This is a genomic window from Acidaminococcus sp. (genome assembly GCA_022482815.1).
Lineage (GTDB): Bacteria > Bacillota > Negativicutes > Acidaminococcales > Acidaminococcaceae > Acidaminococcus.
Window position 1 is genome coordinate 883,186 of sequence record JAKVOM010000001.1, and the last position, 24,547, is coordinate 907,732.

Below are 24,547 nucleotides of genomic sequence, written 5' to 3' on the forward strand. Positions count from 1 at the left end.
TCTTTCATGTTGGCCTCATTATAGAGAAGTGGAATCGGAAAAACAATCTTTTTAGACACTATTTTGCAATTTGTGCACTATAATGAAACTTTTCTTTGACTTTCACAATTTGAAACGGCTATAATGAAGATGTGAAAATCGGATGATGGACTTATTCTGAATACCGTTAACATGGGAGAAAACATGAACGAAACAGATATTGCAAAAACTCAAACTCCATCCGTGCCGCTGAACCATTCTGTGCTGCACGCGGCCAGACTGCTTGAACTCTACGCGGCACAGCGCAAGGAATCCCTGTCACTTACTGAAATCAGCAAGGCTCTGAAGCTGCACAAGACTACCGTGTACCGGCTGCTGCGTACGCTGCAGTACGCCGGCTGGATTGAGCAAAGTGAAAAAAGCGGCCGTTATCGTTTGGGTACGGGTATTTTGCTGGTAGCCTCCGCGGTTTCTGTTCATAATACGGTGCGGGATCTTTTGACGGAGGAAATCAATCACCTGGCTGATCGATTCAATGAAACCGTCGTCGTTTCAACGCTTCTCGGGCATACGGGTATCTGCACAGAAATGGCCCAGTCCCGTCACAGTCTTTCTATTACCAGACAAAAAGGATATGTGGTACCGCTTCATGTCGGTTCTTCAGGGAAAATGCTGCTGGCCATCCAGCCTGAACCTCTGCGCACACAGCTTATTGCGGAAATCTACGAGAATCGGACACAGCAGCGGCTTTTACGGAACCAAATCCTTGCCATGCTGCAGGCCGGCTTTGCCGTATCTGAAGGGGAAGTGGATGAAGGCGTGGCTGCCGTGGCAGTCCCTTTGATCCTGGACGAAAAACGCTATGTCATCAGCTTTTCCGGCCCCGTGCAGCGGCTCAAGGACATCGGTTATGAAGTCCTTCGCGACGGACTTCTCGAAGCTGCTGAACGGCTGAAGAAAAAGGCAAGTCTGCTGAGATAGAAAAAACGAGGGACTGCCGTAATATGCGACAGTCCCTCGCTTTCAGCTCTCTCTTACTCATGAAGAGAGGCCCTTGAATCCAAATCAGTACTTTACAGGAGATACTGCAAAATTCCAAATACAACGCCGCCGCAGACAACCGCGGCTCCCAGGGATTTTGTCTTGACGACGATGGGCGCAATGATGAGCGTGGTAAGGAGCGGAATATTTTCCAGGGACAGGTATAATTCGTTATTTTTCAAGAAGATATCCGGAAAGACAAGGGCTCCGAAAATAGCTGGGGGTACAAAGTGCAGCCATGCCTCGAACCAGTGCGGCAGCGTCCTTTTTTTGAGCAGTGCCATGGGGAGGTAACGCGGCAGGAATGTCGTCAGCGCCATGGCAAGAATGCACAGAATGACATAAGAGTTGCTGAAGCTGGCAGTCAGGCGGAAATCTTTTAAAGCTTCAATCATGGTGACGACCTCCCCGCAACGATAAGAAAGTCATGAGCCCGGACACAAGCAGTGAGGCCAGCACAATGTGCAGTTTGTAGGGAACTACTGTGGCCAGAAAAACGGAAAGCAGGCCGGCACCTATTCCCGTCACAACGAGGCTGCGGCTGCCCATATAGTTGGACCAGATACCCAGGAACATGGCAGTGAGAATATAAGAAACAAGTGCCAGGTTCAGATGTATGAAGGAAGAAAGGAAACAGCCAACCGCGTTGCTGACGGCCCAGGTGGACATACAGAGCAGATTGACGGCCATGGCTTCCCCGGGCTGCCAATCAATCTTTTCTTCGTAAGAGGCAAGATTGACTGCAAAACATTCATCGGTAAGCCCATAGGAAAAAAGCGTTGTGAAGGTATCGGTGCATTTCCGTACGTATGGTGCAAGAGACGAAGTAAACAGGGCATTTCTCAAGCTGACGACAAAGACAGTAAGACCGATGGAGATGAAAGAGGCACCCTGCATCATCATCGCAATTCCGATGAATTGAGAGCTGCCTCCATAAACGAGGACGCTCATGACAAACATGATGCCCGGCGTCAGCCCCGCTTTTTCTCCCAGCATGCCGCAGGCCATTCCCAGTGCAATGTAGCCGATAACGACGGGAGTGATCTTTTTGAGCACGCGTGGTGTAATTGTGATCATTGCATGCCGCAGGCCATTCCCAGTGCAATGTAGCCGATAACGACGGGAGTGATCTTTTTGAGCACGCGTGGTGTAATTGTGATCATTGCTGCACCTTCTTTTGCGAAATGATAGCTGCAAAAATTGCGTTAATTTATTATAACTTATGTAGAAAGAATTTAAAATAGAACGCTAACCTTGCAGCAACTGCCGGGAATAAGTCACTTTTTACTTGCTTATTACCAAATCCTTACGGTAGTCTGCTATACTAATAAAATAAACTGACAAATCGAAAATACTATTAATAAAATAAATCAATTATATTAAAGTTATTAATAGCTGTACATTTTTTAACCTAATGTTTTTATTTATGATATAATAATCGCTGTATTGTTACAGTTTTGATTATAAAGTTTGATTTTTTAAGCATAATTTATTTTCAGGAGTGATTTTATATGGCAACGATTAAACCTTTTGCAGCACTGAGACCTATTCCCGAACTCGTCAGCAAAATTGCTGAACTTCCTTATGATGTGATGAGCACGTCCGAAGCACGTGAGATGTTAAAGGCTAATCCGCTGAGCTTTATCCAGGTGACGCGCGCAGAGGCGGACCTTCCCGAATCAATCAAGGAGGATGATGCCCGCGTTTATGCAAAAGCCGCGGAAAATCTCCAGGCTTATATTGACAACGGACAAATGAAGCAGGATCCGACGCCCTGCTACTATATTTATCGTCAGCAGATGGGGGCCTATATCCAGATCGGTCTTGTCGCCGCTGCTTCTCTTAAGGATTATGAAACAGGAATCATCAAAAAGCACGAGCTGACCCGGGCCAACAAGGAAAAGGACCGCGTGAACCACATTCTCGCGACAAAAGCCCAGACCGGCCCTGTCTTCCTGGCCTATCGGAGCAAGGGTGTATTGAACGCGCTGCTCCTTGATTATATGGGCAATCATACACCGGTTTATAATTTTACCGGCGATGACGGCGTTCGTCATACGCTGTACGTCATCTCCGAACCGCTCACAATCCAGAAAGTGACGGAGCTGTTCCGGCAGATTCCGGCACTTTATATCGCCGACGGTCACCATCGCTGTGAAGCAGCCTATAAAGTCGCTAAAAAGCTCGGCGCTCGTCCGCATCAGACCGGGGAGGAAGCTTATAACTACGTGCTTTCCGTGATTTTCCCGGCACATATGCTGCATATCCTGCCCTATAACCGTGTCGTACGGGATTTAAACGGTCTTACGGATGAAACGCTGCTGGCCAAACTGAGCGAAAAGTTTACCATTTCCCAGGCTGAAAGGCCTGTGCAGCCGGCAAAAGTCCATGAATTCGGCATGTATGTCGGCGGCCGTTGGTATGTACTGACAGCCAAGGAAAAAATTGTGCACGATGACCCGATTGAGGGCCTTGACGTCAGCATTTTGCAAAACGAAGTGCTGAAGCCGGTTTTGGGCATCAAGGACCCGCGTAAGGATTCACGTATTGAGTTTGTGGGCGGCATCAAAGGAATCCAGGCACTTCAGGATGCTGTGGACTGCGGCGATTATGCCGTTGCATTTGCATTGTATCCGACAAGCATGGATCAGCTGATTGCCGTAGCTGATTCCGGCAGGACCATGCCCCCGAAATCGACCTGGTTTGAACCGAAACTGCGGGATGCACTGACGATTCACTTGATTGGAGATGAACAAAATGGCAAGAGTTTATAATTTTGGCGCCGGCCCTTCCATGCTGCCGCTGCCTGTTCTGAAGCAGGCCCAGCAGGAGCTCCTCGATTACCATGGAAGTGGTATGTCCGTCATGGAAATCAGCCATCGATCTGCTCTTTATGAAGAAATCAATACGAAGGCACAGGAAAATATCAAGACGCTGCTCGGGATTGACGACAATTGGGCCGTCCTCTTTCTGGGAGGCGGCGGGTCCCTGCAGTTTTCCATGCTGGCCATGAACTTTTTGACGCCCGGTAAGGTCGGCGCGTACGCTGATACAGGGAACTTTGCCCATAAAGCAATGGTGGAAGCCGCCAAGGAAGGCGAGGTTGCCATTGCCTATTCCAGCAAGGAAACCGGATATGATCGGGTGCCGAAACCAAATGAGATTCAGATGCCGCCTCAGGCAGCTTACTTGTACATTACGTCCAACAATACGGTCTACGGGACGGAATATCGTGAATATCCCGATACGGGGTGGGTGCCGCTCATTGCTGACTGCTCCTCGGATCTTCTGGCAAAACCGCTTCCGATGGAGAAGTTTTCTCTGATTTACGGCGGAGCCCAGAAAAATATCGGTCCGGCCGGTGTTACTGTCGTGATTGCAAAAAAGAGCTTTCTCCGCGGACGGGATGCTAATCTGCCTTCCATGCTGAATTATGAAAACATCATGGATCATGATTCGATGTACAATACGCCGCCGTGCTTCAACGTGTATATCGTGGAACTCGTCACGGAATGGCTGCTGAGCCGCGGTGGCCTGGAATCCCTGCAGATTGCCAATGAGCGGAAGGCTAGAATCGTCTATAACGTCATTGATACGTATCCGGAATTCTATCGCGGCAGGGCTCAGAAAGACAGCCGCAGTATGATGAATGCCACGTTCACGCTGCCGAGTAAGGAACTGGAAGCTCAGTTCCTTGCTGAAGCCGGTGAAGCCGGCATGGTCGGACTCAAAGGACACCGCGTTGTCGGAGGCATCCGGGCGTCCATGTATAACGCTATGCCGCAGGAAGGCTGCGAGCGCCTTGCTGCCTTTATGGAAGATTTTTATCACAAGAACGCATAAACGCTGCAGATTACGGGCCGCTGGTTTCTGTGGGCGTCCTGTGAAAAAATAAAAATGCGCTTTTGGCTTATAGCATATGGCCTGTAGCTTCGTATGCAACAGTGTATTAAGGCTTTTGATTCAGATAAATATTATATAAGACCTGAAATTTAGCAGTTAATCTAAATTTCAGGTTTTATTTTTTTATGTTTGAAAAAATGTCCTGGTCAATTTTTTCCACGGGCGATTTGCGGGAAGCGTGAAATGAGGGCTGTGAAATAATGCGCGTGTATTATTTCACAGCCCTTATTTTTGTATATAAAGCATAATCTTATGGAAAAGGTTTTGAAGTCCACACAAGAAAATAATAATAAGAAATTATTATTGATAATAAGCGGTAATCGTTAATTTTTACTTAACTTTTACTTAACTATCTAAAAATAACATATATTAATTATAAAATAATATCGAAAAATAATTTAAAAATTTAAAATTCGTTTAAAATAATTCTTAAAATTGTAACACTATTTATAAAAAATATCATTTTATTCAAAATGATAAAAAAACAGAAACAATAAGCAAAAAATATTGACTAAAGGGATTTTTATATTATATTGTAACAATAAAGAATATTAATTAATAGAATACTGCTTAAGATAATAAAAAACTATGAACTCGGGGGATGCCCCTTTAGTCATTTCGGCTGATGGAGACAGCTGTGATGAACTGATAAAACAATTAACCTGAAGATTATGGAGCAATAAGTCAAGTGCCGGCAGGTGCTTTTAGTCATTTCGGCCGATGGAGACGGACGTGAGGACTGACAAAAACAAATTATCTTAAGGTTATACAACAATGAGCAGCATGCAGGGAGGTGCTTTTTTATTTTTTCGGCCGGTGGAGACGGCCCGCTATAAACCAACAAATGATACCTGGGGAAAAAGTATCTGAGGAGGAACGTTAAATGAATAAGATCTACAAAGTTATCTGGAGTAAGGTAAAGCATTGCTATGTCGTAGTATCGGAACTTGCCAAAAATAACGGCAAATCAAAGGAAAAAGCAGTCGTGGGCACTTCTGCGCCCGGAAAACTGAAAAGAATTGCAGCAGCCGCTCTGACCATAGGAGCCCTGTTGCCTTTTTCTATGCCTGTAGCATGGGCTGATAACGTAGTTGTTGAAGTTCCGAAAACTCCGTCGGAATGGCAAAGTCGTTCACAAGGAAGCGGGCACAGTTATCCCTTTAGTGGTGGAGCGACCGGTTTGACTACTGCCTATCAAATTGTTGGTATAGGTGACGACGGTACTTTGATTTTTGAACAATTTTATGAACCGGGAAGTACCACAAAGAACAAGTTTAAAGTTGTACGTATTGCTGATTACAGTACACCGGGCAATACGTCAGGAACTGATACCTATTTCGGAACCCCGACAGATGCCGTTACTGGGATTGCAATCGGTAACTATGCTGATAATATTTCCTTTAATTCTACCGTTGAACAGGATGGGGTATATTACAGTGCTTCCGGTATTGCGATTGGCGACTACAGCCGGGCTAAGGAAAGGTTTGCCATCGCCTTTGGTGCAGCTGCCAGTGCTACTAATCAGGGAAGCATGGCCATTGGTACGGCTGCCGGAGCCACTGGTATGGGTGCTGTAGCTATTGGTCGACAAAGCGCTGCCACCAATGATGCCTCCCTGGCGTTAGGTACGGCCTCTTCTTCTCAGGGCACCGGATCGGTAGCGATTGGTCATTCGTCACATGCCGTTGGTGACAGAGCGATTGCGATTGGTACGACCAGTGGTAATAAGGGTCAGATTGGTACGACAAGCGGAACTCCTTATGACGAGGCCCATAATACGGAAGCGATAGGGGATCGTTCCATTGCCTTCGGTATCCAGGCAGAAACGACAGAAAATGCTGCCGATTCTTATGCCATTGGTAATGCTACGAAGATTGATGGCAGCAAAGCCATCGGTATCGGGTATCAAACGACTATTGACAATGGCAGCGTAGCCTCTACGACGGACAATAATTCCATTGCTATCGGTGCTAATACCACTATCAAGGGCGTCAATAACGTGACGGAAGGAAACTCGGTAAATGTTACAGGTTCCGGTAACGTCCTGCAGGGAAGCAGCATGACGGTCAAAGGCGACAACAACGTCGTGCAAGGTTCCGGAAACCAGATTAATGCGGATACTGCTGCGGTAGCCGCCAATGATTCCGTCGTCCAAGGTAATAACAATACCATTGAGGGCGCGAGAGATTTGGTCCGCGGTTCCAGCAATACGGTTCAAGGCTCTCATAACACAGTGGATTCTTATGGGGGCAAGGTTTACGGTGATAACAATATTGCTATCGGTGAAAGTACTGAGATTGGCAGTACTTCGCAGACTATTAGCAACGGCGTGGCTGTTGGCTATGATTCATCTGTTACAGTTGATGGCGGTATCGCTCTCGGCAGCGGGTCGGTGGCTTCGACTGCCAGTGGTGTCGTGGGTTATGATCCCGCAACCCGTGCAGCTTCTACAAAGACGGATGCTACCTGGAAATCTACACAGGGTGCAGTTTCCGTCAGCAGCGGTTCCGATGCTTCTCGCCAGATTGTTGGCGTTGCTGCCGGTACGAATGATACGGATGCTGTGAACGTGGCCCAGCTAAAAGCAAATTCCACCAAAGTTGCAGCCGGGACGAATGTGAGCGTCGAGGAGACGACAGACAGTACTACCGGTGGGAAGATTTATACGGTAAATTCCACGGGCATGCAGTCCTTTAAAGTAAACAACAACGGCTCGGAAAAGGCTACCATCAAGGATGGCAACGTTGTGAATTTCAAAGACGGTACCAACACGAAGGCCGTTGTAACCCAAACGACGGATGGCGTCAATGTCCAGTACGATTTGGGCGATAATGTGGCCACTAAGGACGACGGCCTGAAATTTGCCGGCGACGACGGCCAAAGTGACAGCACAAAAGTCATCTCCAAGAAGTTAAATGAACAGCTTGATATTGTCGGCGGTGCTGATTCCGGTACCCTGACGGAAGGCAATATCGGCGTCAATAATGTCGACGGCAAGCTGAAGATTCAGCTCAATAAGGACGTCAATTTGACAGGAACCGGTTCTTTGACAATCGGCAATATCAAATTGGCTAAGCAGTCCGGCGGCGGAGCTAATACGGCAGAAGGCCATTATCTGACCGGCCTTGACAATAAAGAGTGGGACAGCAGTAACATTGCAACCGGACGTGCTGCCACGGAAGATCAGCTGAAGAAAGTCGCTAACAGTGATAAATACGTAACAAGCGGTGCGGCCACGTATCAGGACAATGGCTCCGGTACGGCAACTCTCCAGGTGGCCAATGGTACGGCGGCTACTGTGACGGATTTACACGACTACTATGTGACAAGTGCCACCGTGAGCAATGATGGCAAGACGCTCACCATGACCCGCAACGATAATGTGACCTTTGATGTCAGCCTGCAGAGCGTCCTGAACCAGGATTATCGTCTCGTAAAGAACCCTGACAGGTCGGATGGAAAATATCCGGTCGGTGATGACGGTACCATCAATCTGAAGGTACAGAACCAGAACGGCAGCAGCGAAACCGTGACACTCTCCGGCATCGCTACGAAAAACGATGGCCTGAAGTTCAAGGGTGACGATTCCACGGTCATCAGTAAGAAACTGGGCGAACAGCTTGAGATTATCGGCGGCGCCACGGGTACATTGACTGACGGCAATATTGGTGTCAACAGCGATAACGGCAAACTGAAAATCCAGCTGAACAAAGACATCAATCTGACGGAATCAGGTTCCGTGAATATCGGCAATATCAAGCTGGCTAAACAGGCCGGCGGCGGAGCTAACCCCAACGACGGATACTATCTCACCGGTCTGGATAACAAGACATGGGATAAAGGCAACTATACATCCGGCCGTGCTGCAACAGAAGACCAGTTGAAGACGGTATCTGACGTGGCCAGCGCCTATACGAAAGTGGAAGCAGGTAACCATGTAACGGTTCAGGAAGCTACGGATGCCACGACCGGTGCGAAGACGTATACGGTCAATGCCAATCTGGAAGGCCTTGGCGGAATGGATTCCTTCAAGGTACAGGGCAACAGCGACGCGGCAAGCGAAGTCAAGATTTCCGACGGTAAGATTGTCGACTTTAAGGACAGTGATAACCTGACTGCTTCCATCAGCAAGAAGACCGATAATACGGGCGTCGAAGTCACCTATGATCTGAAAAACAATATCACCATCAACGGTAAAGACGGTGCCGATGGTCATATCGGCGTCAACGGCCAGGACGGTAAGGATGGTCAGGATGGCAAGGACGCTGTCGCCATCGATGGCAAGGATGGCCATGAAGGTCATATCGGCATCCATGGCAAGGACGGCGAAAACGGTGCAGATGGCCTTAATGCGTACAGCGATATTACAACCCATTACGGACCTGTTACGCTGAATCCTGAAAAGAACGTAACCTTGACGGATGGTACGAAGGCGGCTACGCGCCTGCATTATAAAGATCAAAATGATATTGAACACGAAGTCGCCACGATGGACGACGGTCTGAAATTTGGTGCCAACAGCGGCACCCCGAATCCGGCTTCGAATCTGCTTAACACGACAGTTAACGTACTGGGCGGCGGTGAAAAAGAAGATGCTCAGTACAGCGGTAAGAACCTGAAGACGGTGATTTCCCAGGATAGTGATGGCAATACGACAATCAATGTCCTGATGGATAAAGATATTACAGGTGACAGCGTTACCGTAGGTGAAAAGGGCGAGGCTGGTCAGGATGGCAAGGACGGCACCATCGGCGTCAACGGCAAGGATGGCTCTGCTGTTGTGATTAACGGCAAGGACGGCAGCATCGGTCTGACGGGCCCTGCCGGCAAGGATGGTATTGCTGGTAAGAGCGCCGAACTGACACTGCGTCCGGGCATCGGTGATCCGAGCCTGGATTCGGAGAAGAATCTGACTGTAACCCAGAATGGGACAACGGTAGAAAAAATGACCCGTATCATCTATTCGGATGAAAAGGGTGAGCATCAGGTTGCCACAATGGACGATGGCATGAAGTACAACGGCGATTTCGGCGATACTTCCAAGGTTAAGCTGAACAAGCAGGTCAATGTGAAAGGCAATGCTGAAAATGAAGCTGATCTGACAGATAAGAACATCGGCGTTGTATCCAGCCAGGATGGCGAAAACGGACAGCTTCTTGTCAAACTGAACAAGGACATTGACCTCACGGAATCCGGTTCCGTAACAATCGGCGGCATCAAGCTGGCAAGCCAGACAGTTGCGAACACAGTGGGCGGTTCCGAAACTGGCAGCTACCTGACAGGTCTTTCCAATACGACGTGGAATCCTGCGACGAACGGTATCGTCTCCGGACGCGCCGCCACGGAAGATCAACTGAAGACAGTGGATTCGCACCATACTATCGTAATAGCTGGAACTAATATTCAGGTGACTCCGGGAACGGATGCCGAGGCCGGCGCCACCACGTACACCGTAGCCACCGATTTGCAGAGCCTTGGCGGTATGAGCGGCTTCAAAGTTCAGGAAAACAGTGATGCTACGCACGAAGTGACCATCTCTGACGGTAAGGTTGTCGACTTCAAGGACAGCGATAACCTGAAGGCGACCGTGAAAGCTAAAGATAATGGCACGGGTGCCGAAGTGACCTACGACCTGAGCAACGATATTACTGTCGGCGGTAAAGACGGTAAGGACGGTCATATCGGCGTGGCCGGTAAAGATGGTCAGGACGGCAAAGACGCCGTCGCCATCGATGGCAAGGACGGCAACGAAGGTTATATTGGCCTGAACGGCAAAGATGGTGAAAAGGGCGCAGACGGCAAGAATGCTACGGCCGACATCATCACGCACTTCGGACCTGCCAGCCTTAATGAAGCAAAGAACGTGACCTATAACGGCGAGCCGGCGATGACGCGTATCCATTATAAAGACCAGAACGGCTACGAACACGAAGTGGCTACCATGGATGACGGCCAGGTCTATGCCGGTGACGACGGACAGGCCGATACGTCGAAAGTCATCAAGAAGTACCTGAACCAGCAGCTTGATGTAGTCGGCGGAGCCGATGCTAATAATCTCACAGAGAACAATATCGGCGTCAACAATGTGGATGGCAAACTGAAAGTCCAGTTGGCACAGGACATTGACCTGACAGCCAATGGATCTGTGAAGATCGGCGATATCAACTTGTCCAAACAGGATGTCACGAGTACAACGTCCCATGCGGAAAATGGCCAATATCTGACCGGTCTTGACAATAAGACCTGGAACCCGCAGGAAAATGGCTACGTCTCCGGACGTGCCGCTACAGAAGATCAGTTGAAGGCAGTGGCTGATAACGCTATCAGTGCTCATACAGCAGTAACGGTCGAAGGCGGGACGCTTGCCGGCAGCGGCAAAGACGCCGAGAATAAGGATGTATACACAGGTAAAAACCTGAAACTCCATGTCACAACCGTTGATGGAAAAGATACGTATGATTTGAAACTCAATGATTCCATTACCGTTGGCGGTCAGGACGGCCAGGATGGTCACGTCGGTGTCGCCGGTAAAGACGGTAAGGATGGCGTTACCATCACTGTCAAGGGCGACGATGGTAACGAAGGTCACATTGGTATGAACGGCAAAGATGGTGAAAAAGGTCAGGATGGTAAGAATGCTACAGCTGATATCATCACGCACTTCGGACCGAAGAGCCTGAACGATGAAAAGAACGTGACCATGGCAGACGGCGTGACAAAGAAGATGACGCGTCTGCATTATACCGACCAAAACGGCTTCAACCATGAAGTTGCAACCATGGATGATGGCCAGATTTATGCCGGCGACACGGGCACTGACGTGAAGCGCTACCTGAATGAAACAATTAAAATCAGGGGCGGCCAGATGGACGAAAGCAAGCTCAGTACTGCTCAAAATATCGGTGTCTATGCCGATGGCACGGATACGCTGCATCTCCGTCTCAGCAAGGATCTCAGCGGTCTTGACAGCGTGACGACGGGCAATACGGTCATCAACAATGAAGGCCTCACCATCAATAATGCGGACAACAGCAAGAAAATCACCATTAAGACCGGTGACATCAACATGGGCGGCAATAAGATTACCAACGTCGATGCCGGTGTAAATGATACGGATGTCGTCAACGTGTCCCAGCTGAAAGAAGTTGAGACGCTGGCCGGCAAGCATACCAAGGTGACGGTTGAAGGCGGTACGGCTGCCGGATCCGGAAAGGATGCTGACGGTAAGGACATATATACCGGTGAAAACCTTAAACTCCATGTCACCGATAACGATGGCCTGAAGACCTACGACCTGAAGCTGGGTGATTCCATCACCATTGGCGGCAAGGACGGCAAGGACGGTCATATCGGGGTCGACGGCAAGGATGGCCAGGACGGCGAGGATGCTGTTTCTATCGATGGTAAGGATGGTAATGAAGGTCATATCGGCCTGAAGGGCAAGGATGGCGAAAACGGTGCAGCCGGCAAGGATGCCTACAGTGACATTTCGACCCATTACGGACCGGTTACACTGAATCCCGATAAGAACGTGACCTTGACGAATGGTACGGAAGCGGCTACGCGCCTGCATTATACTGATCAGGACGGTAAGACACACGAAGTTGCTACGATGGATGACGGCCAGATTTACGGCGGCGACACGGGAACTGACGTGAAACGCTACCTGAATCAGAAAGTCAACATCAAGGGCGGCGTTACCGATGAAAATAAGCTGAGCGAGGCAGATAATATCGGCGTCGTAGCTGACGGCACGGATACTCTGAAAGTACGTCTTGCAAAGAACCTGCAGGGTATTGATTCTGTCCGGATTGGTGGCTCAAAGAATGCTGACGGTAACTGGATCGGCGGAATTTACATTGCCAACCAGAATGCCCAGTATACGAAGAACGGTGCGCCCGGGGAAATCGAAAATGGTAATTACGTGACGGGTCTCGATAACAAGAACTGGAACCCGAAGGACAAGGGCATCGTCAGCGGCCGTGCAGCTACGGAAGATCAGCTGAAGATGGTGCAGGATTCCATTACGAACGTAGACCAGGGCGGCGGCTTCGGGCTGAAGGCTGAAGACAATCAGACCGTCATGAAGAATCTGGGTGAAGCCGTTACTGTCAAGGGTGATGGACGGAACATTGAAACGAGAGTGGAAGATGGTGAAGTCAAGGTTGCCCTGAAGCGGGATATCAACGTGGATTCCGTGACGATTGGAGACAATACGGGTATTCGGCTGGACGGTGGTGGCCTGAGCCTCGGCGATGGAACCAACAATCGCCAGATTACCAATATGGGCAGCGGCGCCAGTGATCATGATGCCGAAGGCAGACCGATTTACGATGTGGATACCAACGGTGCCAACATCGGCGATGTGAAGAACATTGCTAATAGTGCTGCCGAAGGTGCCAAGGCTAAGAGCGGTAAGAACATCACCGTCCGTGAGGACAACACGGTGAACCTGAATGACCACATCGTCATGGGCGACGGCAACGGTGCGCCCGGCAGCGGCGATGCAGCAAGACAAGTCGAAATCGCAGGCAATGATGCTTCCATCCGTGCCGGCAGCGGCGATAATAAAGTGTCCATAGACGGTAAGAATGGCAAGCTCGATGTAGGCGATAACGGGAAGGGACTCCTCTCCATCGGCGGTGATGCCGGCGTGAAACTGGGCAATCAGACGATTGCAAATCACGATGACGCTGAACCGAACGCGGCCGAAGGCAAGTACCTCACCGGCCTGGAAAACAAGAACTGGGATCGTGACCATATCGTATCCGGCCGTGCCGCTACGGAAGATCAGCTGAAAGAGGTTGATCAGAGAATCAATGGCGGCCGTGTCTTCCAGGGAGATGACGGAGAAAACGTTACTGTTGGCCTTGGTGATACTATGAATCTTAAAGGCGGTGCCGATACCACGAATCTGACCGATAATAACATCGGCGTCGTGAAGGACGGCAATAACGGCGTAGCCATCAAACTGTCCAAGGATATTTCCGGCCTGAACAGCATTACCGTCAACAATGTCGATAACACCAGACATGTCACTATTAATGGCGATAACATCAATATGGGCGGCAATAAGATTGTCAATGTCCATGATGGTGATATTACCCCGACCTCGAAGGATGCCGTTAATGGCAGCCAGCTGTATCGGACCAACCAGGCGGTCAATAATATCGGCAGTGCCGTAACTCGTCTGGGTGACCGCGTCGACCACGTCGGTGCCGGTGCAGCAGCGCTGGCAGCGCTCCATCCGCTGGATTTCGATCCGGACAGCAAGCTTGACTTTGCAGCTGGTTACGGTACGTACCGCGGTGCTGATGCTATAGCTATCGGTGCCTTCTACCGTCCGAACGAAGACGTGCTCTTCAGCGTCGGCGGCAGCATGGGCGGCGGTGAAAACATGGTGAATGCCGGTGTAACCTTTAAGCTTGGCGGCAAGAATCATGTCTCCCGGTCCCGTGTAGCCATGGGCAAGGAAATCCTTGACCTGCGTCAGACTGTGGCACAGCAGAGCGGTGAAATCGAGAAACTGAAGAGCATACTCAATCAGGTGGCAGGCAGAATCCTGGCTCCTGTCCGTGAAGAAAAGCTCTTCCCGGATGTGGCGAAGAACCACTGGGCTTATGAAGCCATCAAGAAACTTTCCGAAGCGGGCCTCATTGAAGGCTATCCGGATGGCAACTTTGGCGGAGACCGCCTGCTGACCCGGTACGAATTTGCAGAAATCGTTTACCGCGCACTCATGAAGGGCGTCGATGTAGGCGACCAGCTGATTGAAGAATTCGAACCTGAACTCTCCAGAATCCGTGTGGATGCTATCCAGCGGAACAAGCAAGGCTTACCGACCATTGAACGTGTACGGCTTAACGAAAACTATCCGGAAACTTTCAACATGCCGAAACAATGATGAAATGATGTGAAGGGGCTGCGGAACAATGCTGCGCATTGTTTCGCAGCCCCTTTTCACGCTTTCCGCAGCCTGCATTCCACCGGCGGACGAAAAATGACTAAAGCATTTTTCTTCAAACTTATAAAAACAAGACCTATATTATTGTTACTTTGCCTGCAAGGTTGTACCGACTGCTGGCACCTGATTGCTGTCGTAAAAAAATTCCTGTATTTTCATGTCACAGTTCGTTCACTTGACAGCAAGTGCTTCATCAGATACAATCAAAAATGTACCCGTACGGGGTATAAAGATAAAATAAGCAGAAAGGATGAAGAAATAGATGAAAAAAGTACTGATTGCGATTGTTGTCGTAATTGTTTTGATTGCAGGTGCGCTGATGGGCACGTATAACGGCCTGGTTTCGGCAAACGAAAATGTGACTAGTCAGTGGAGCCAGGTGGAAAACCAGCTCCAGCGCCGGAACGACTTGATTCCGAACCTTGTGAATACCGTTAAAGGTTATGCAGCTCAGGAATCAAAGATTTTTACGGATGTAGCTAACGCGCGTGCCAAGCTGGCCGGTGCTAAGTCAGTGGCTGATGCTTCGGCTGCGAATAATGAACTCGATGGCGCCCTGTCTCGCCTGCTTGCGATTGCTGAAAACTATCCGCAGTTAAAATCCAATACGAACTTCCTGCAGCTGCAGGATGAACTTGCCGGCACTGAAAACCGGATTGCCGTGGCACGCCGGGATTACAACAACTCCGTACAGGCTTTCAATGCCAAAATCAAATCTTTCCCGACGAATATTCTGGCCGGGATGTTTGGCTTCACTCCTCATGATTATTTCAAGGCTGATGAACAGGCAAAGCAGGTTCCGCAGGTCAAGTTTTGATCCGCGCTGACGGAAGAGGGAAAATCAGATGAGGAATTTATTACTTGGGGTACTGCTGCTTTGTCAGTTCCTCTTTTCCTTCCTCGCTCCGGTAAGTGCGGCCCCGGCGATTCCGCCCAAACCGACAAACAATATCTATGTGGATGACCGGGCGGGTGTGCTTTCATCGCAGACCAAGAAGACGATTCTTGCCTACAGCAGGGCTCTGGAACAAAAAACAAAGGCACAGGTTGTAGTTCTGACTGTGCCGACTCTGGACGGGGCCTCATTGGAAGAATACAGTCTTGCCGTGCTCCGCGGCTGGGGAATTGGTGATAAAAAACTGAATAACGGTGTTTTGCTTCTGGTTGCTGTCAACGACCGGAAATCAAGGATTGAAGTCGGTTATGGCCTTGAGGGAACACTGCCCGATGGACTGACCGGGCGTATTCAGGACGAGTATATGATTCCGTACTTCCGTAAAGGAGACTATGACAAGGGAATCCTGAACGGCTACGCCGCCATACTTCAGACAACGGCAAAGGGCTACGGGCTGTCTGTCAAGAATCTTCCTGTCGAACGGGCACCGGATGTTCCGGACGATACTTCCCAGAGTGGGGAAATGCCGTTCTTCTTTAAACTGTTGATCCTCGCAGGCATCCTGGTGTTTATATTGCTCGACCGGGTACTCTTCGGCGGTGCTATTTTAAGAACGCTTTTCTACCTCTTCTTCTTCCGCGGCGGAGGAAGAGGCGGTGGTGGATTTGGCGGAGGCTTCGGAGGAGGCTTTGGCGGTGGCGGCCACTTTGGCGGCGGTTCCGGCGGAGGCGGCGGGTCCAGCCGCAGCTGGTAAAAACAGAAGGCTGTGAAAAAATAAAAAGCGCTTTTAGCTTTTGGCCTATGGCATATAGCCTCGTCTGCGACAGTGTATTAAAGCTTCTGATTCAAGTGAAAATATGATATAAAACCTGAAATTTAGCTGGTAATCTAAATTTCAGGTTTTATTTTTATAGGTTCAAAGAAAAATGCCTTGATTATTTTTCTTCCACGGGCGACCCGCGGCCAGCGACCGGTGACATGCGAAAAAAGGCTGCGAAACAATGATTGCTCATTGTTCCACAGCCTTTTTATAATTATCTCTTATTTATATTCGAGATCCTGGTAACCAATGTAGCAGGTTGCAGGATTCAGCAGAGCTTCGCCGGCAAAAGCATCGGTTTCAAAGGTTGCCTTATAGACAACAAACGGAGTGCCTTCCTTGTCATCCTTAACGGTTTCAACAACGATGTTCTTGGCATCAGGATAGCGAGCCGTAATAGCTGCTTTTACGTCTTCCGGAGTCTTATTTACCGTAACACTGCCCGGATAGTTAGAGCTCTTAACTTCAACTTCTTTTACTTTCTGGGTTGCACGGTCAACTTCAACTTCATAGCGTTCCAGCGTATCCGGATCCAGATATTCCAGTTCGAATTCGTCTTCGCCCGTCTTAGCGCCTACCAGCTTTGCAGCAGCAGGTACAACCTGGGATGCATTGTTGATAGCAGTTTGTTTAGCCGAAATGGTGTCGGAAACGGCAGCTGCATATACAGGGACAGCAGTACCTGCTACAGAACCGGTTACGGCAGCGGCTACCACAGCGGCAGCTACATATTTACTTAATTTCATATTTAACACTCCTCTCATAAATTCACTACGCTATATTATACAATGAAAAAAATGAATTTTTAGTGAAGAATCATAAAAAATTTGCAAACTAAGAAAAATAAAGAATTTGTTGCCATAAACTTGTATCAATTATTACGTTTTATACATCAGGGGAGAATGCTCTGAAAGCCCTTATAAATCAATGCTAATCATGTGGCATTCTAGTGCATGATTTTGTACAATAATAAGCTTGCTCTTCAGAACTATTGCTTTGCCCACAAAATGCCTTAGTTGCTATTTATGATAATATATATGTATGATACGTTTAATATAGGAAGAAGGGATTATCCATGAAGGTATTATTGGTCAATGGCAGTCCGCATCAAAAAGGAAGTACTTACCATGCTCTGGAGATTGTGGCAAAGGCACTTCAGGCAGAAGGTATCGACACAGAACTTTTTCAGGTAGGGCCGAAGCCGGTGCAGGACTGCATCGGATGCTGGCAGTGCATGAAAAAAGGGGCATGCGTCTTTACGCAGGATAATGTTAATGCTTTCGTAGAAGCGTCTCGCAAGGCAGACGGATTTGTGTTCGGAACTCCGGTTTACTTTGCACATCCGGCAGGGCAGGTACAGTCGTTCCTCAACCGTGTTTTTATCAGCGGCGGCGATGCTTTTGCCTATAAACCGGGAGCTGCCGTTGCCGTGGCCCGCAGGGCGGGTACTACAGCCTCCCTCGATGTGCTGAATAAGTACTTTGGAATTTCCCGGATGCTGACCGTTGGTTCTTCTTACTGGAACTTGATTCACGGGGCTGTTGCCGCGGACCTTGAACAAGATCCCGAGGGAGTGCAGACGCTTCGCGAGATGGGAAAGAATATGGCTTGGCTGCTCCATTGTTTGGAAGCCGCGAAAAAAGCCGGCATTGCCTTCCCGAAACCGGAAAATAAAGTGATGACGAATTTTGTGAGATAAAAAAGGAGCTTTTGGCCTTTAGCTTATGGCATTTAGCATTGGATTGGTACTATCTTCCGCCACTTCGTGGCCTCCTTCTTCCGACTGCGTGGAAGGAGGTCCCAAAGGAATACCCAACCTGACGGTTTGGTTTAATGAAAGGCAATTTTTCTTCCATGGGCGGCCAGCGATCTGCGACCCGCCGCAAAAAAGAACCTGCCACATTGTGTGACAGGTTCTTTTTTGTCAATTAGAATCGGAAATCACGTTCCCCATGTACAATTTTGTCGAGGTAAGACTCACATGTTTCACGAACCTTAGGGTTCGGAATTTTCGTGAGTTCCCGTTTGATGACGGCCTCACCTTTTCTTCTGGTATCTTCGGAAGCGTAGTCCGTAAGATATTCCTTGAGGGTGAGAAGTGCGTTGGGCTGGCAGCAGTTGGAAATTTGTCCGGTTTTGGCAAGAGACATAAAACGGTCTCCTGTGCGGCCTGCGCGGTAGCAGGCGGTGCAGAAACTGGGAATGTAGCCATCGGATAAGAGCCAATTGATGACTTCATCTAAAGTCCGGTTATCGTTGACTTCAAACTGGGAAGAATCCCGTTCCTCTTTTTCAGCATAACCCCCGACGCTGGTGCGTGATGCCCCGCTGATTTGGGAGACACCGACTTCAATGACGGAAGCACGGGTCTTGGCGGATTCACGGGTCGAAATGATGATTCCCGTATAGGGCACGGTGATCCGGAAGATGGCAACGATTTTTTTTAAGAGATCATCGGAAATGGAATTCGGGAAGGAGTCAACGGAAATATCGTCGGCCGGACGGATACGCGGGACGCTGATTGTGTGGGGGCCGACGCCGAAGACGGCTTCCAGGTGTTCCTTATGCATGAGCAGACCTGCAAAATCATAGCGATAGTTGTTGAGACCGAAGAGGACACCTACCCCCACATCGTCGATGCCGCCCGTCATGGCACGATCCATGGCTTCCGTATGATAGGCATAATCATGCTTGGGACCATGGGGATGGAGCATCTCATAGTTTTTGCGATGATACGTTTCCTGGAAAAGAATGTAAGTGCCGATACCGGCTTCCTTCAGCTTGCGGTAATTTTCCACTGTTGTAGCCGCAATGTTGACGTTGACGCGGCGAATGGCACCGTTCTTATGTTTGATGCTGTAGATTGTGTGGATGCTTTCCAGAATATATTCAATCGGATTGTTGACCGGGTCTTCTCCCGTTTCCAGAGCAAGGCGTTTATGGCCCATATCCTGCAGCGCCGTGACTTCCTTCACGATTTCTTCCTGGGTCAGTTTCTTTCGAGGAATGTGGCGGTTCTCAGCATGGTAAGGGCAGTAGACGCAGCCATTGATGCAGTAGTTGGAAAGGTACAGAGGTGCGAACAGGACAATGCGCTGCCCATAGATATGATCTTTGATTTCACGGGCCAGTTCATAGATGGCTTCCGTCACATCAGGATCTTCGTTCCTCAGAAGAACGGAGGCTTCCCGGTGGGTCAAGCCCTTCATGCCGTGGGCTTTGTCAATCAGGGAAAGGCAGTACGCCTTGTCCTTGCTTTTTTCATCTGCAAAGGCCAGGGTGGCGAGGATTTCCTCATGGTTGATGAATTCATCGGCCTTTTTGGAAGAGGGGTCGTAGATTGCCGTCATAGTGGATGATTCTCTCCTTTGGATTATTTACTTCCCAACAGTGGTTTGGAGCAAAAAAAACATGCCTGAAAAGGCATGCAAATAGAATCGGTCCATTCACTGCCTTAGTACTTGGAGGTCCTCGTACGCAGGGAGCTTTTGCCATTCTACCGTAATTCATAAAGAAGCGCAAGGGGGAAAAAATATCAAAAATATCGCAGCCCGCTTTCCGCCCATGGAAGAAAGAAGAAATATGATCAGAGCATTTTTCTTTGAACTTATAAAAATAAAACCTGAAATTTAGATTAATTGCTAAATTTCAGGTTTTATATCATATTTTACTTGAATCAAAAGCTTTAACACACTGTCGCAGACGAGGCTATATGCCATAGGTCAAAAGCTAAAAGCACTTTTTATTTTTTCACAGCCTTTTCTTTGTTAAGACAACGTCACATCAAGCACCATCATGATGGTAAATCCGAGAGAGAAGCTGAGCACTCCAATATCGGAATGGCGCCCCTCACTCATTTCGGGGATGAGTTCCTCAACAACCACATAGAGCATAGCTCCGGCGGCAAAACTGAGGAGATAGGGTAAGAGGGGTACGATAATTTCGGCAGCCCACAATGTAAGCAATGCACCGATGGGTTCTACGATTCCGGAAAGTACGCCGCAGATAAATACCGCACCTTTGGACATGCCGCTTTCCCGCAGCGGCATGGATATGATAGCTCCTTCAGGGAAGTTTTGGATGGCTATACCCAGCGACAGCGCCATGGCCCCGGCAGCTGTGATGAGCTCACTGCTTGTCACATATCCTGCATAGACCACACCCACTGCCATGCCTTCGGGTATATTGTGAATCGTAACAGCAAGCAGAAGAAGCATTTGACCGCTCAATTGAGTAGCTGGCCCTTCAGGTGTGGTGCTGCGCTGATGCAGATGCGGAATCACCCGGTCTAAAAAAAGCAGGAAAGCAATGCCAATCCAGAAGCCGATGAAAGCCGGTATAAAAGCAAACCGCCCATAGACTTCTGATTGGGCAATGGCCGGTTGCAGAAGGCTCCAAAACGAATCCGCTGTCATAACTCCGGCAGCGAATCCAATTAACCCTCGCTGTAATTTCTCATTGAGTGTTTTCTGCATAAAGAAAACACAGAAAGAACCAAGAGAAGTTCCGATAAAGGGAATCGCAATCCCCCAAAATACGTTAGCTTCCATAAACTTCAGCCAAACAGCCGGCCGAAGAAGCCTTTTTTCTGCTCATAGGGTTCTGAGGTTACTTCCAGACAGGTGTAGCCGGTTTTATTGATGGCGTCTCGCAAAACTTCTGCGGAGATGGGTTTTTCCGTGATAAAGGTGACCTGCTTTTTATGACGAGAGGCGGAAACGTGGGATGCTTCCGGAAAAGTTTTGCGCACCGTATCATTGATATGGGCTTCGCACATGCCGCAGGACATACCTTCTATATGAGCAATTGTTTTTAGCATAAGGCAACACTCCTTTGACAATAATTAGCTATAACTAACTTATGCGTAATAAGTGTATATAAATATCAATGATTTGTCAATGGACGTGTCCAGAATAGCGGCGGAGCGCTTGCCGCTCTGTAGGAAGCAATCTGAAATGTGGTTTGCTGCAATAAAAACTGACGACGATCTGCAATCTATCTCAAGAATCTGCTGAAATAGGTACTCGCACAATTGTGCTTAACCACTGGCCACTTTTTAATAAAATAAAAAACCGTGGAACGATTGTTCCACGGCTGATCTCAATTGGTGGCCCCGGAGTGATTCGAACACTCGACCTTTTGGTTCGTAGCCAAACGCTCTATCCAGCTGAGCTACGGAGTCATAACTGAACATTACTTATTATACTAGAATAAAAAATAATGTCAACATGTTTTTTCAAAATTGGTAAGGAGTTTTTGTTTTTTAAGTCACACTTTTTTTGCGTTTTTGGAGGATTAAAGCAAGGATAGCGTCTGCAAGTGGTATTTTTATCAAATGTATTATATAATTTACTACTACGTGTTTGTCGAGCGACATAATTTTTTATGATAAAGAAAGGTTAGTTTCCTATGTTATTTACAGATAAAGCAAGAATTTATGTAGAGGCAGGAACCGGCGGTGATGGTGCTTCCAGTTTCCGGAGAGAAAAGTTTGTAGCTCACGGAGGCCCTGACGGCGGCAACGGCGGGCGCGGCGGCAGTGTCTGGCTTGTCGTGGACGATAATTTAAACACTTTGGTGGATTTTCGTTATAAGAGAAAATTCGTGGCTTCTCGCGGCGGCAATGGCGGTGCCAAGAACTGTACCGGCCACAAAGCCGATGACGTGGAAGTCAAGGTGCCAATCGGCACAGTAGTCATCGATGACGCGACGGGTGTAGTGCTCGCCGATTTGTCCCACAAGGGTGATCGTTATCTGGCTGCCAAAGGAGGACGAGGCGGTAAAGGCAATGCCTGTTACGTGACGAGTACGAAACAAGGCGTTACTTTCGCCGAGAAAGGGGAACCGGGTACGAAGGGCTGGCTGCGCCTGGAACTGAAGCTGCTGGCTGATGTTGGTATGGTCGGCTACCCAAGCGTCGGTAAATCCAGTATTGTGGCACGCGTTTCGGCAGCTCGTCCGGAAGTAGCGGCTTATCATTTTACAACGCTCAGCCCGGTGCTTGGCGTAGTGCGGCTGAACCCGGAAAACTCCTTTGTACTGGCAGACCTGCCGGGACTGATTGAAGGAGCGTCCAAAGGCGTCGGACTGGGACATGATTTCCTGCGTCATATTGAAAGAACCCGGGTCATCATGCATGTAGTGGACTGCAGTGGCTGTGAAGGCCGTAATCCGGTCGAGGATTTTAAGAAAATCAACGAAGAATTGGCGCTTTACAGCGATAAGCTGGCCAAACGGCCGCAGCTTGTCGTAGCAAATAAGATGGATTTGCCGGGTGCCGAAGAAAATTATCCGGCGCTTGAAGCCTATGTCAAGTCCCAGGGCTATCCGATTATGAAGGTGTCCGCAGCAACGGGGCAGGGACTCAGAGAAGTCATGTATAAGGCCTACGAAATGGTGCAGAAAGCACCGCATGAACCTGAATTTTTGGAAATCGGACACGTTAAGGAAGTGGATCCTGATTCTTTCGAAGTTTTGACGGATACGGAAGATGCCGATTTTGAAGTCAAGGGCAAAAATATTGAACGGCTTGTGGCCATGACGAATTTTGATAATGAGGAAGCTTTATATCGTTTCCAACTAATCTGGCGGCGTCTGGGTATCGAAAAGGCTTTGAAGGATAAGGGTATCGAAGAAGGACAGTCTGTTAAGATCGGGGATATGATTTTCGATTATCACGATCAGTACTAATTCGGCTGCAGCTGAGACGCCTGTACTGATTAGCAGAAAACTATGGCGCAGTGCCGGTGAAGACAGATAGTTGTAATCACATTTTATTTTATTGATAGGAAAAGCGAGAAAGTGGTGTGGATGATGGAGCGTAAGAGTCTGACAGAAGCAAAGAGAATTGTGGTCAAAGTAGGGTCCAGTACGATTACGTACCCGAATGGGAAGGCCAATTATGAAAAAATCGAGAAATTGGCCCGCGTGATGTCCGACTTGCAGAATCAGGGAAAGCAGATGATCCTGGTTTCTTCCGGTGCCGGTGCCGTGGGTGTAGGCAAGCTGAAATTTGACAGCAAGCCAAAGGATATCCCGGGCAAGCAGGCCTGCGCCGCAGTAGGGCAGGGAATTTTGATGCATATCTACGAGCGCCTTTTTGCCGAATATGGCCAGTCTGTGGCTCAGGTGCTTCTTACAAGAGCCGATACGGTGGACCGTCATCATTATGCCAACTCCCGCAACACGTTCCAGAAGTTGCTTGAGTGGGGCGTGATTCCTGTCGTTAATGAAAACGATGTAGTGGCAATTGATGAATTTAAAATCGGCGACAATGATAATTTATCTGCGCTCGTAGCCGGTATTGTCGATGCCGACGTTGATATCCTGCTTTCCGACGTGGATGGCCTTTATACGGCTAACCCACAGACGCACCCCGATGCCAAGTTGATTCCGGAAGTTGACGAAATTACACCGGAACTGGAAAGTATGGCAGGGGGAGCCGGTTCGAAGAATGGTACGGGTGGTATGATCACCAAAATTCAGGCCGCTAAGGTCGCCAATTCTTCCGGGATTTCACTCGTGATTGCTTCCGGAGAGGATCCTGAAATTTTGCGCCGCATCCTGCGCGGGGAGCGCGTCGGTACCGTCTTTTTCCCACGGGTTTCCCATTTACAGTTCCGGAAGCAGTGGCTGGCCTTCGGGGCCCGGGTGGAAGGTACGCTCGTCGTGGACGACGGGCTTGCCGCAGCCATTCGCCGGGAAGGCAGCTGTAGTATCCTTCCTGTTGGCGTGACTGCAGTCAAGGGAGATTTTGATAATGGAGTTACGGTCAGCGTGGTCGATAAGGCCGGGCATGAACTGGCCCGCGGGCTCGTCAATTATGGATCGGCCGACTTGAAAAAGATTCTGGGATGCCAGACAAAAGATATTGAAAGTATTTTAGGATTTATCCATGCAGATGAAGTGATTCACCGGGATAATCTGGTGATTATGTAAGGAGGAG

General features: G+C 48.8%; 15 protein-coding genes and 1 tRNA gene. 9 read left to right on the top strand and 7 right to left on the bottom strand.

Translation table 11 applies throughout. The annotated features are described in order from the left end of the window. Positions 1 to 183: 183 nt before the first annotated feature. Positions 184 to 960 (top strand): IclR family transcriptional regulator, encoded by a 777-nt coding sequence (locus LKE33_03950; GenBank protein MCH3950079.1) that lies wholly within the window; start codon positions 184 to 186, stop codon positions 958 to 960. 92 nt (positions 961 to 1,052) lie between these two features. Here the strand turns inward: LKE33_03950 and LKE33_03955 are convergent, their stop codons facing one another. Both LKE33_03955 and LKE33_03960 read right to left on the bottom strand, forming a co-directional pair. Then, a complete protein-coding gene (locus LKE33_03955; protein ID MCH3950080.1) occupies positions 1,053 to 1,415 on the bottom strand; it encodes an AzlD domain-containing protein in 363 nt (120 codons plus the stop codon). After that, positions 1,408 to 2,097: an AzlC family ABC transporter permease gene (locus tag LKE33_03960; protein ID MCH3950081.1), complete on the bottom strand. Its 690-nt coding sequence runs from the start codon at positions 2,095 to 2,097 to the stop codon at positions 1,408 to 1,410. The genes LKE33_03955 and LKE33_03960 overlap by 8 nt, the downstream gene beginning before the upstream one ends. Before the next feature lie 434 nt (positions 2,098 to 2,531). Between LKE33_03960 and LKE33_03965 the strand changes: the two genes are divergently transcribed. The 5 genes from LKE33_03965 to LKE33_03985 all read left to right on the top strand — a co-directional run bounded on the left by LKE33_03965 (position 2,532) and on the right by LKE33_03985 (position 16,536). Further along, positions 2,532 to 3,794 (top strand): DUF1015 family protein, encoded by a 1,263-nt coding sequence (locus LKE33_03965; protein ID MCH3950082.1) that lies wholly within the window; start codon positions 2,532 to 2,534, stop codon positions 3,792 to 3,794. Next, positions 3,778 to 4,863 (top strand): 3-phosphoserine/phosphohydroxythreonine transaminase, encoded by a 1,086-nt coding sequence (gene serC, locus LKE33_03970; protein ID MCH3950083.1) that lies wholly within the window; start codon positions 3,778 to 3,780, stop codon positions 4,861 to 4,863. Before LKE33_03965 ends, serC begins: the two co-directional genes overlap by 17 nt. Before the next feature lie 943 nt (positions 4,864 to 5,806). After that, positions 5,807 to 14,827 (top strand): S-layer homology domain-containing protein, encoded by a 9,021-nt coding sequence (locus LKE33_03975; GenBank protein MCH3950084.1) that lies wholly within the window; start codon positions 5,807 to 5,809, stop codon positions 14,825 to 14,827. Between the two features lie 322 nt (positions 14,828 to 15,149). Then, the gene (locus LKE33_03980) at positions 15,150 to 15,704 is read left to right on the top strand and encodes a LemA family protein (GenBank protein ID MCH3950085.1); all 555 of its coding nucleotides are present in this window, start codon (positions 15,150 to 15,152) and stop codon (positions 15,702 to 15,704) included. Positions 15,705 to 15,732: 28 nt separating this feature from the next. Next, positions 15,733 to 16,536 carry a TPM domain-containing protein gene (locus LKE33_03985; protein ID MCH3950086.1) on the top strand — a complete coding sequence of 268 codons (804 nt, stop codon included), beginning with the start codon at positions 15,733 to 15,735 and terminating at the stop codon, positions 16,534 to 16,536. Between the two features lie 287 nt (positions 16,537 to 16,823). On the opposite strand, the gene LKE33_03990 is transcribed toward LKE33_03985, so the two are convergent. Next, entirely contained in the window at positions 16,824 to 17,348 is a 525-nt protein-coding gene (locus LKE33_03990) for a hypothetical protein (protein MCH3950087.1), read from the bottom strand. A gap of 329 nt (positions 17,349 to 17,677) precedes the next feature. Between LKE33_03990 and LKE33_03995 the strand changes: the two genes are divergently transcribed. Next, positions 17,678 to 18,301 carry a flavodoxin family protein gene (locus LKE33_03995; protein MCH3950088.1) on the top strand — a complete coding sequence of 208 codons (624 nt, stop codon included), beginning with the start codon at positions 17,678 to 17,680 and terminating at the stop codon, positions 18,299 to 18,301. A gap of 229 nt (positions 18,302 to 18,530) precedes the next feature. Here LKE33_03995 and hydG read toward each other — a convergent pair whose 3' ends face one another. The 4 genes from hydG to LKE33_04015 form a co-directional block, all read right to left on the bottom strand. Beyond that, the gene (hydG, locus tag LKE33_04000) at positions 18,531 to 19,952 is read right to left on the bottom strand and encodes a [FeFe] hydrogenase H-cluster radical SAM maturase HydG (protein MCH3950089.1); all 1,422 of its coding nucleotides are present in this window, start codon (positions 19,950 to 19,952) and stop codon (positions 18,531 to 18,533) included. Positions 19,953 to 20,369: 417 nt separating this feature from the next. Then, positions 20,370 to 21,152, bottom strand: a complete 783-nt coding sequence (locus LKE33_04005; protein ID MCH3950090.1) for a ZIP family metal transporter — start codon at positions 21,150 to 21,152, stop codon at positions 20,370 to 20,372. A 5-nt stretch (positions 21,153 to 21,157) separates the two neighbouring features. Further along, positions 21,158 to 21,421 carry a cation transporter gene (locus tag LKE33_04010; GenBank protein MCH3950091.1) on the bottom strand — a complete coding sequence of 88 codons (264 nt, stop codon included), beginning with the start codon at positions 21,419 to 21,421 and terminating at the stop codon, positions 21,158 to 21,160. Between the two features lie 286 nt (positions 21,422 to 21,707). After that, positions 21,708 to 21,784: transfer RNA gene (locus LKE33_04015), tRNA-Arg, on the bottom strand. 227 nt (positions 21,785 to 22,011) lie between these two features. Here LKE33_04015 and obgE point away from each other — a divergent pair. Next, complete coding sequence (gene obgE / locus LKE33_04020; protein MCH3950092.1) at positions 22,012 to 23,292, top strand: GTPase ObgE; 1,281 nt, start codon at positions 22,012 to 22,014, stop codon at positions 23,290 to 23,292. 120 nt (positions 23,293 to 23,412) lie between these two features. Continuing rightward, positions 23,413 to 24,540: a glutamate 5-kinase gene (gene proB, locus LKE33_04025; GenBank protein ID MCH3950093.1), complete on the top strand. Its 1,128-nt coding sequence runs from the start codon at positions 23,413 to 23,415 to the stop codon at positions 24,538 to 24,540. The last annotated feature ends 7 nt before the right edge of the window (positions 24,541 to 24,547 follow it).

Excerpts from the sequence above, each read along its gene's own strand:
- proB (MCH3950093.1), top strand. The coding sequence starts at position 23,413 with ATGATGGAGCGTAAGAGTCTGACAGAAGCAAAGAGAATTGTGGTCAAA.
- LKE33_04010 (MCH3950091.1), bottom strand. The coding sequence starts at position 21,421 with ATGCTAAAAACAATTGCTCATATAGAAGGTATGTCCTGCGGCATGTGC.
- LKE33_03960 (MCH3950081.1), bottom strand. The coding sequence starts at position 2,097 with ATGATCACAATTACACCACGCGTGCTCAAAAAGATCACTCCCGTCGTT.
- LKE33_03980 (MCH3950085.1), top strand. The coding sequence starts at position 15,150 with ATGAAAAAAGTACTGATTGCGATTGTTGTCGTAATTGTTTTGATTGCA.
- LKE33_03955 (MCH3950080.1), bottom strand. The coding sequence starts at position 1,415 with ATGATTGAAGCTTTAAAAGATTTCCGCCTGACTGCCAGCTTCAGCAAC.
- LKE33_03950 (MCH3950079.1), top strand. The coding sequence starts at position 184 with ATGAACGAAACAGATATTGCAAAAACTCAAACTCCATCCGTGCCGCTG.
- hydG (MCH3950089.1), bottom strand. The coding sequence starts at position 19,952 with ATGACGGCAATCTACGACCCCTCTTCCAAAAAGGCCGATGAATTCATC.
- LKE33_03990 (MCH3950087.1), bottom strand. The coding sequence starts at position 17,348 with ATGAAATTAAGTAAATATGTAGCTGCCGCTGTGGTAGCCGCTGCCGTA.
- LKE33_03965 (MCH3950082.1), top strand. The coding sequence starts at position 2,532 with ATGGCAACGATTAAACCTTTTGCAGCACTGAGACCTATTCCCGAACTC.
- LKE33_03995 (MCH3950088.1), top strand. The coding sequence starts at position 17,678 with ATGAAGGTATTATTGGTCAATGGCAGTCCGCATCAAAAAGGAAGTACT.
- obgE (MCH3950092.1), top strand. The coding sequence starts at position 22,012 with ATGTTATTTACAGATAAAGCAAGAATTTATGTAGAGGCAGGAACCGGC.
- serC (MCH3950083.1), top strand. The coding sequence starts at position 3,778 with ATGGCAAGAGTTTATAATTTTGGCGCCGGCCCTTCCATGCTGCCGCTG.
- LKE33_03975 (MCH3950084.1), top strand. The coding sequence starts at position 5,807 with ATGAATAAGATCTACAAAGTTATCTGGAGTAAGGTAAAGCATTGCTAT.
- LKE33_04005 (MCH3950090.1), bottom strand. The coding sequence starts at position 21,152 with ATGGAAGCTAACGTATTTTGGGGGATTGCGATTCCCTTTATCGGAACT.
- LKE33_03985 (MCH3950086.1), top strand. The coding sequence starts at position 15,733 with ATGAGGAATTTATTACTTGGGGTACTGCTGCTTTGTCAGTTCCTCTTT.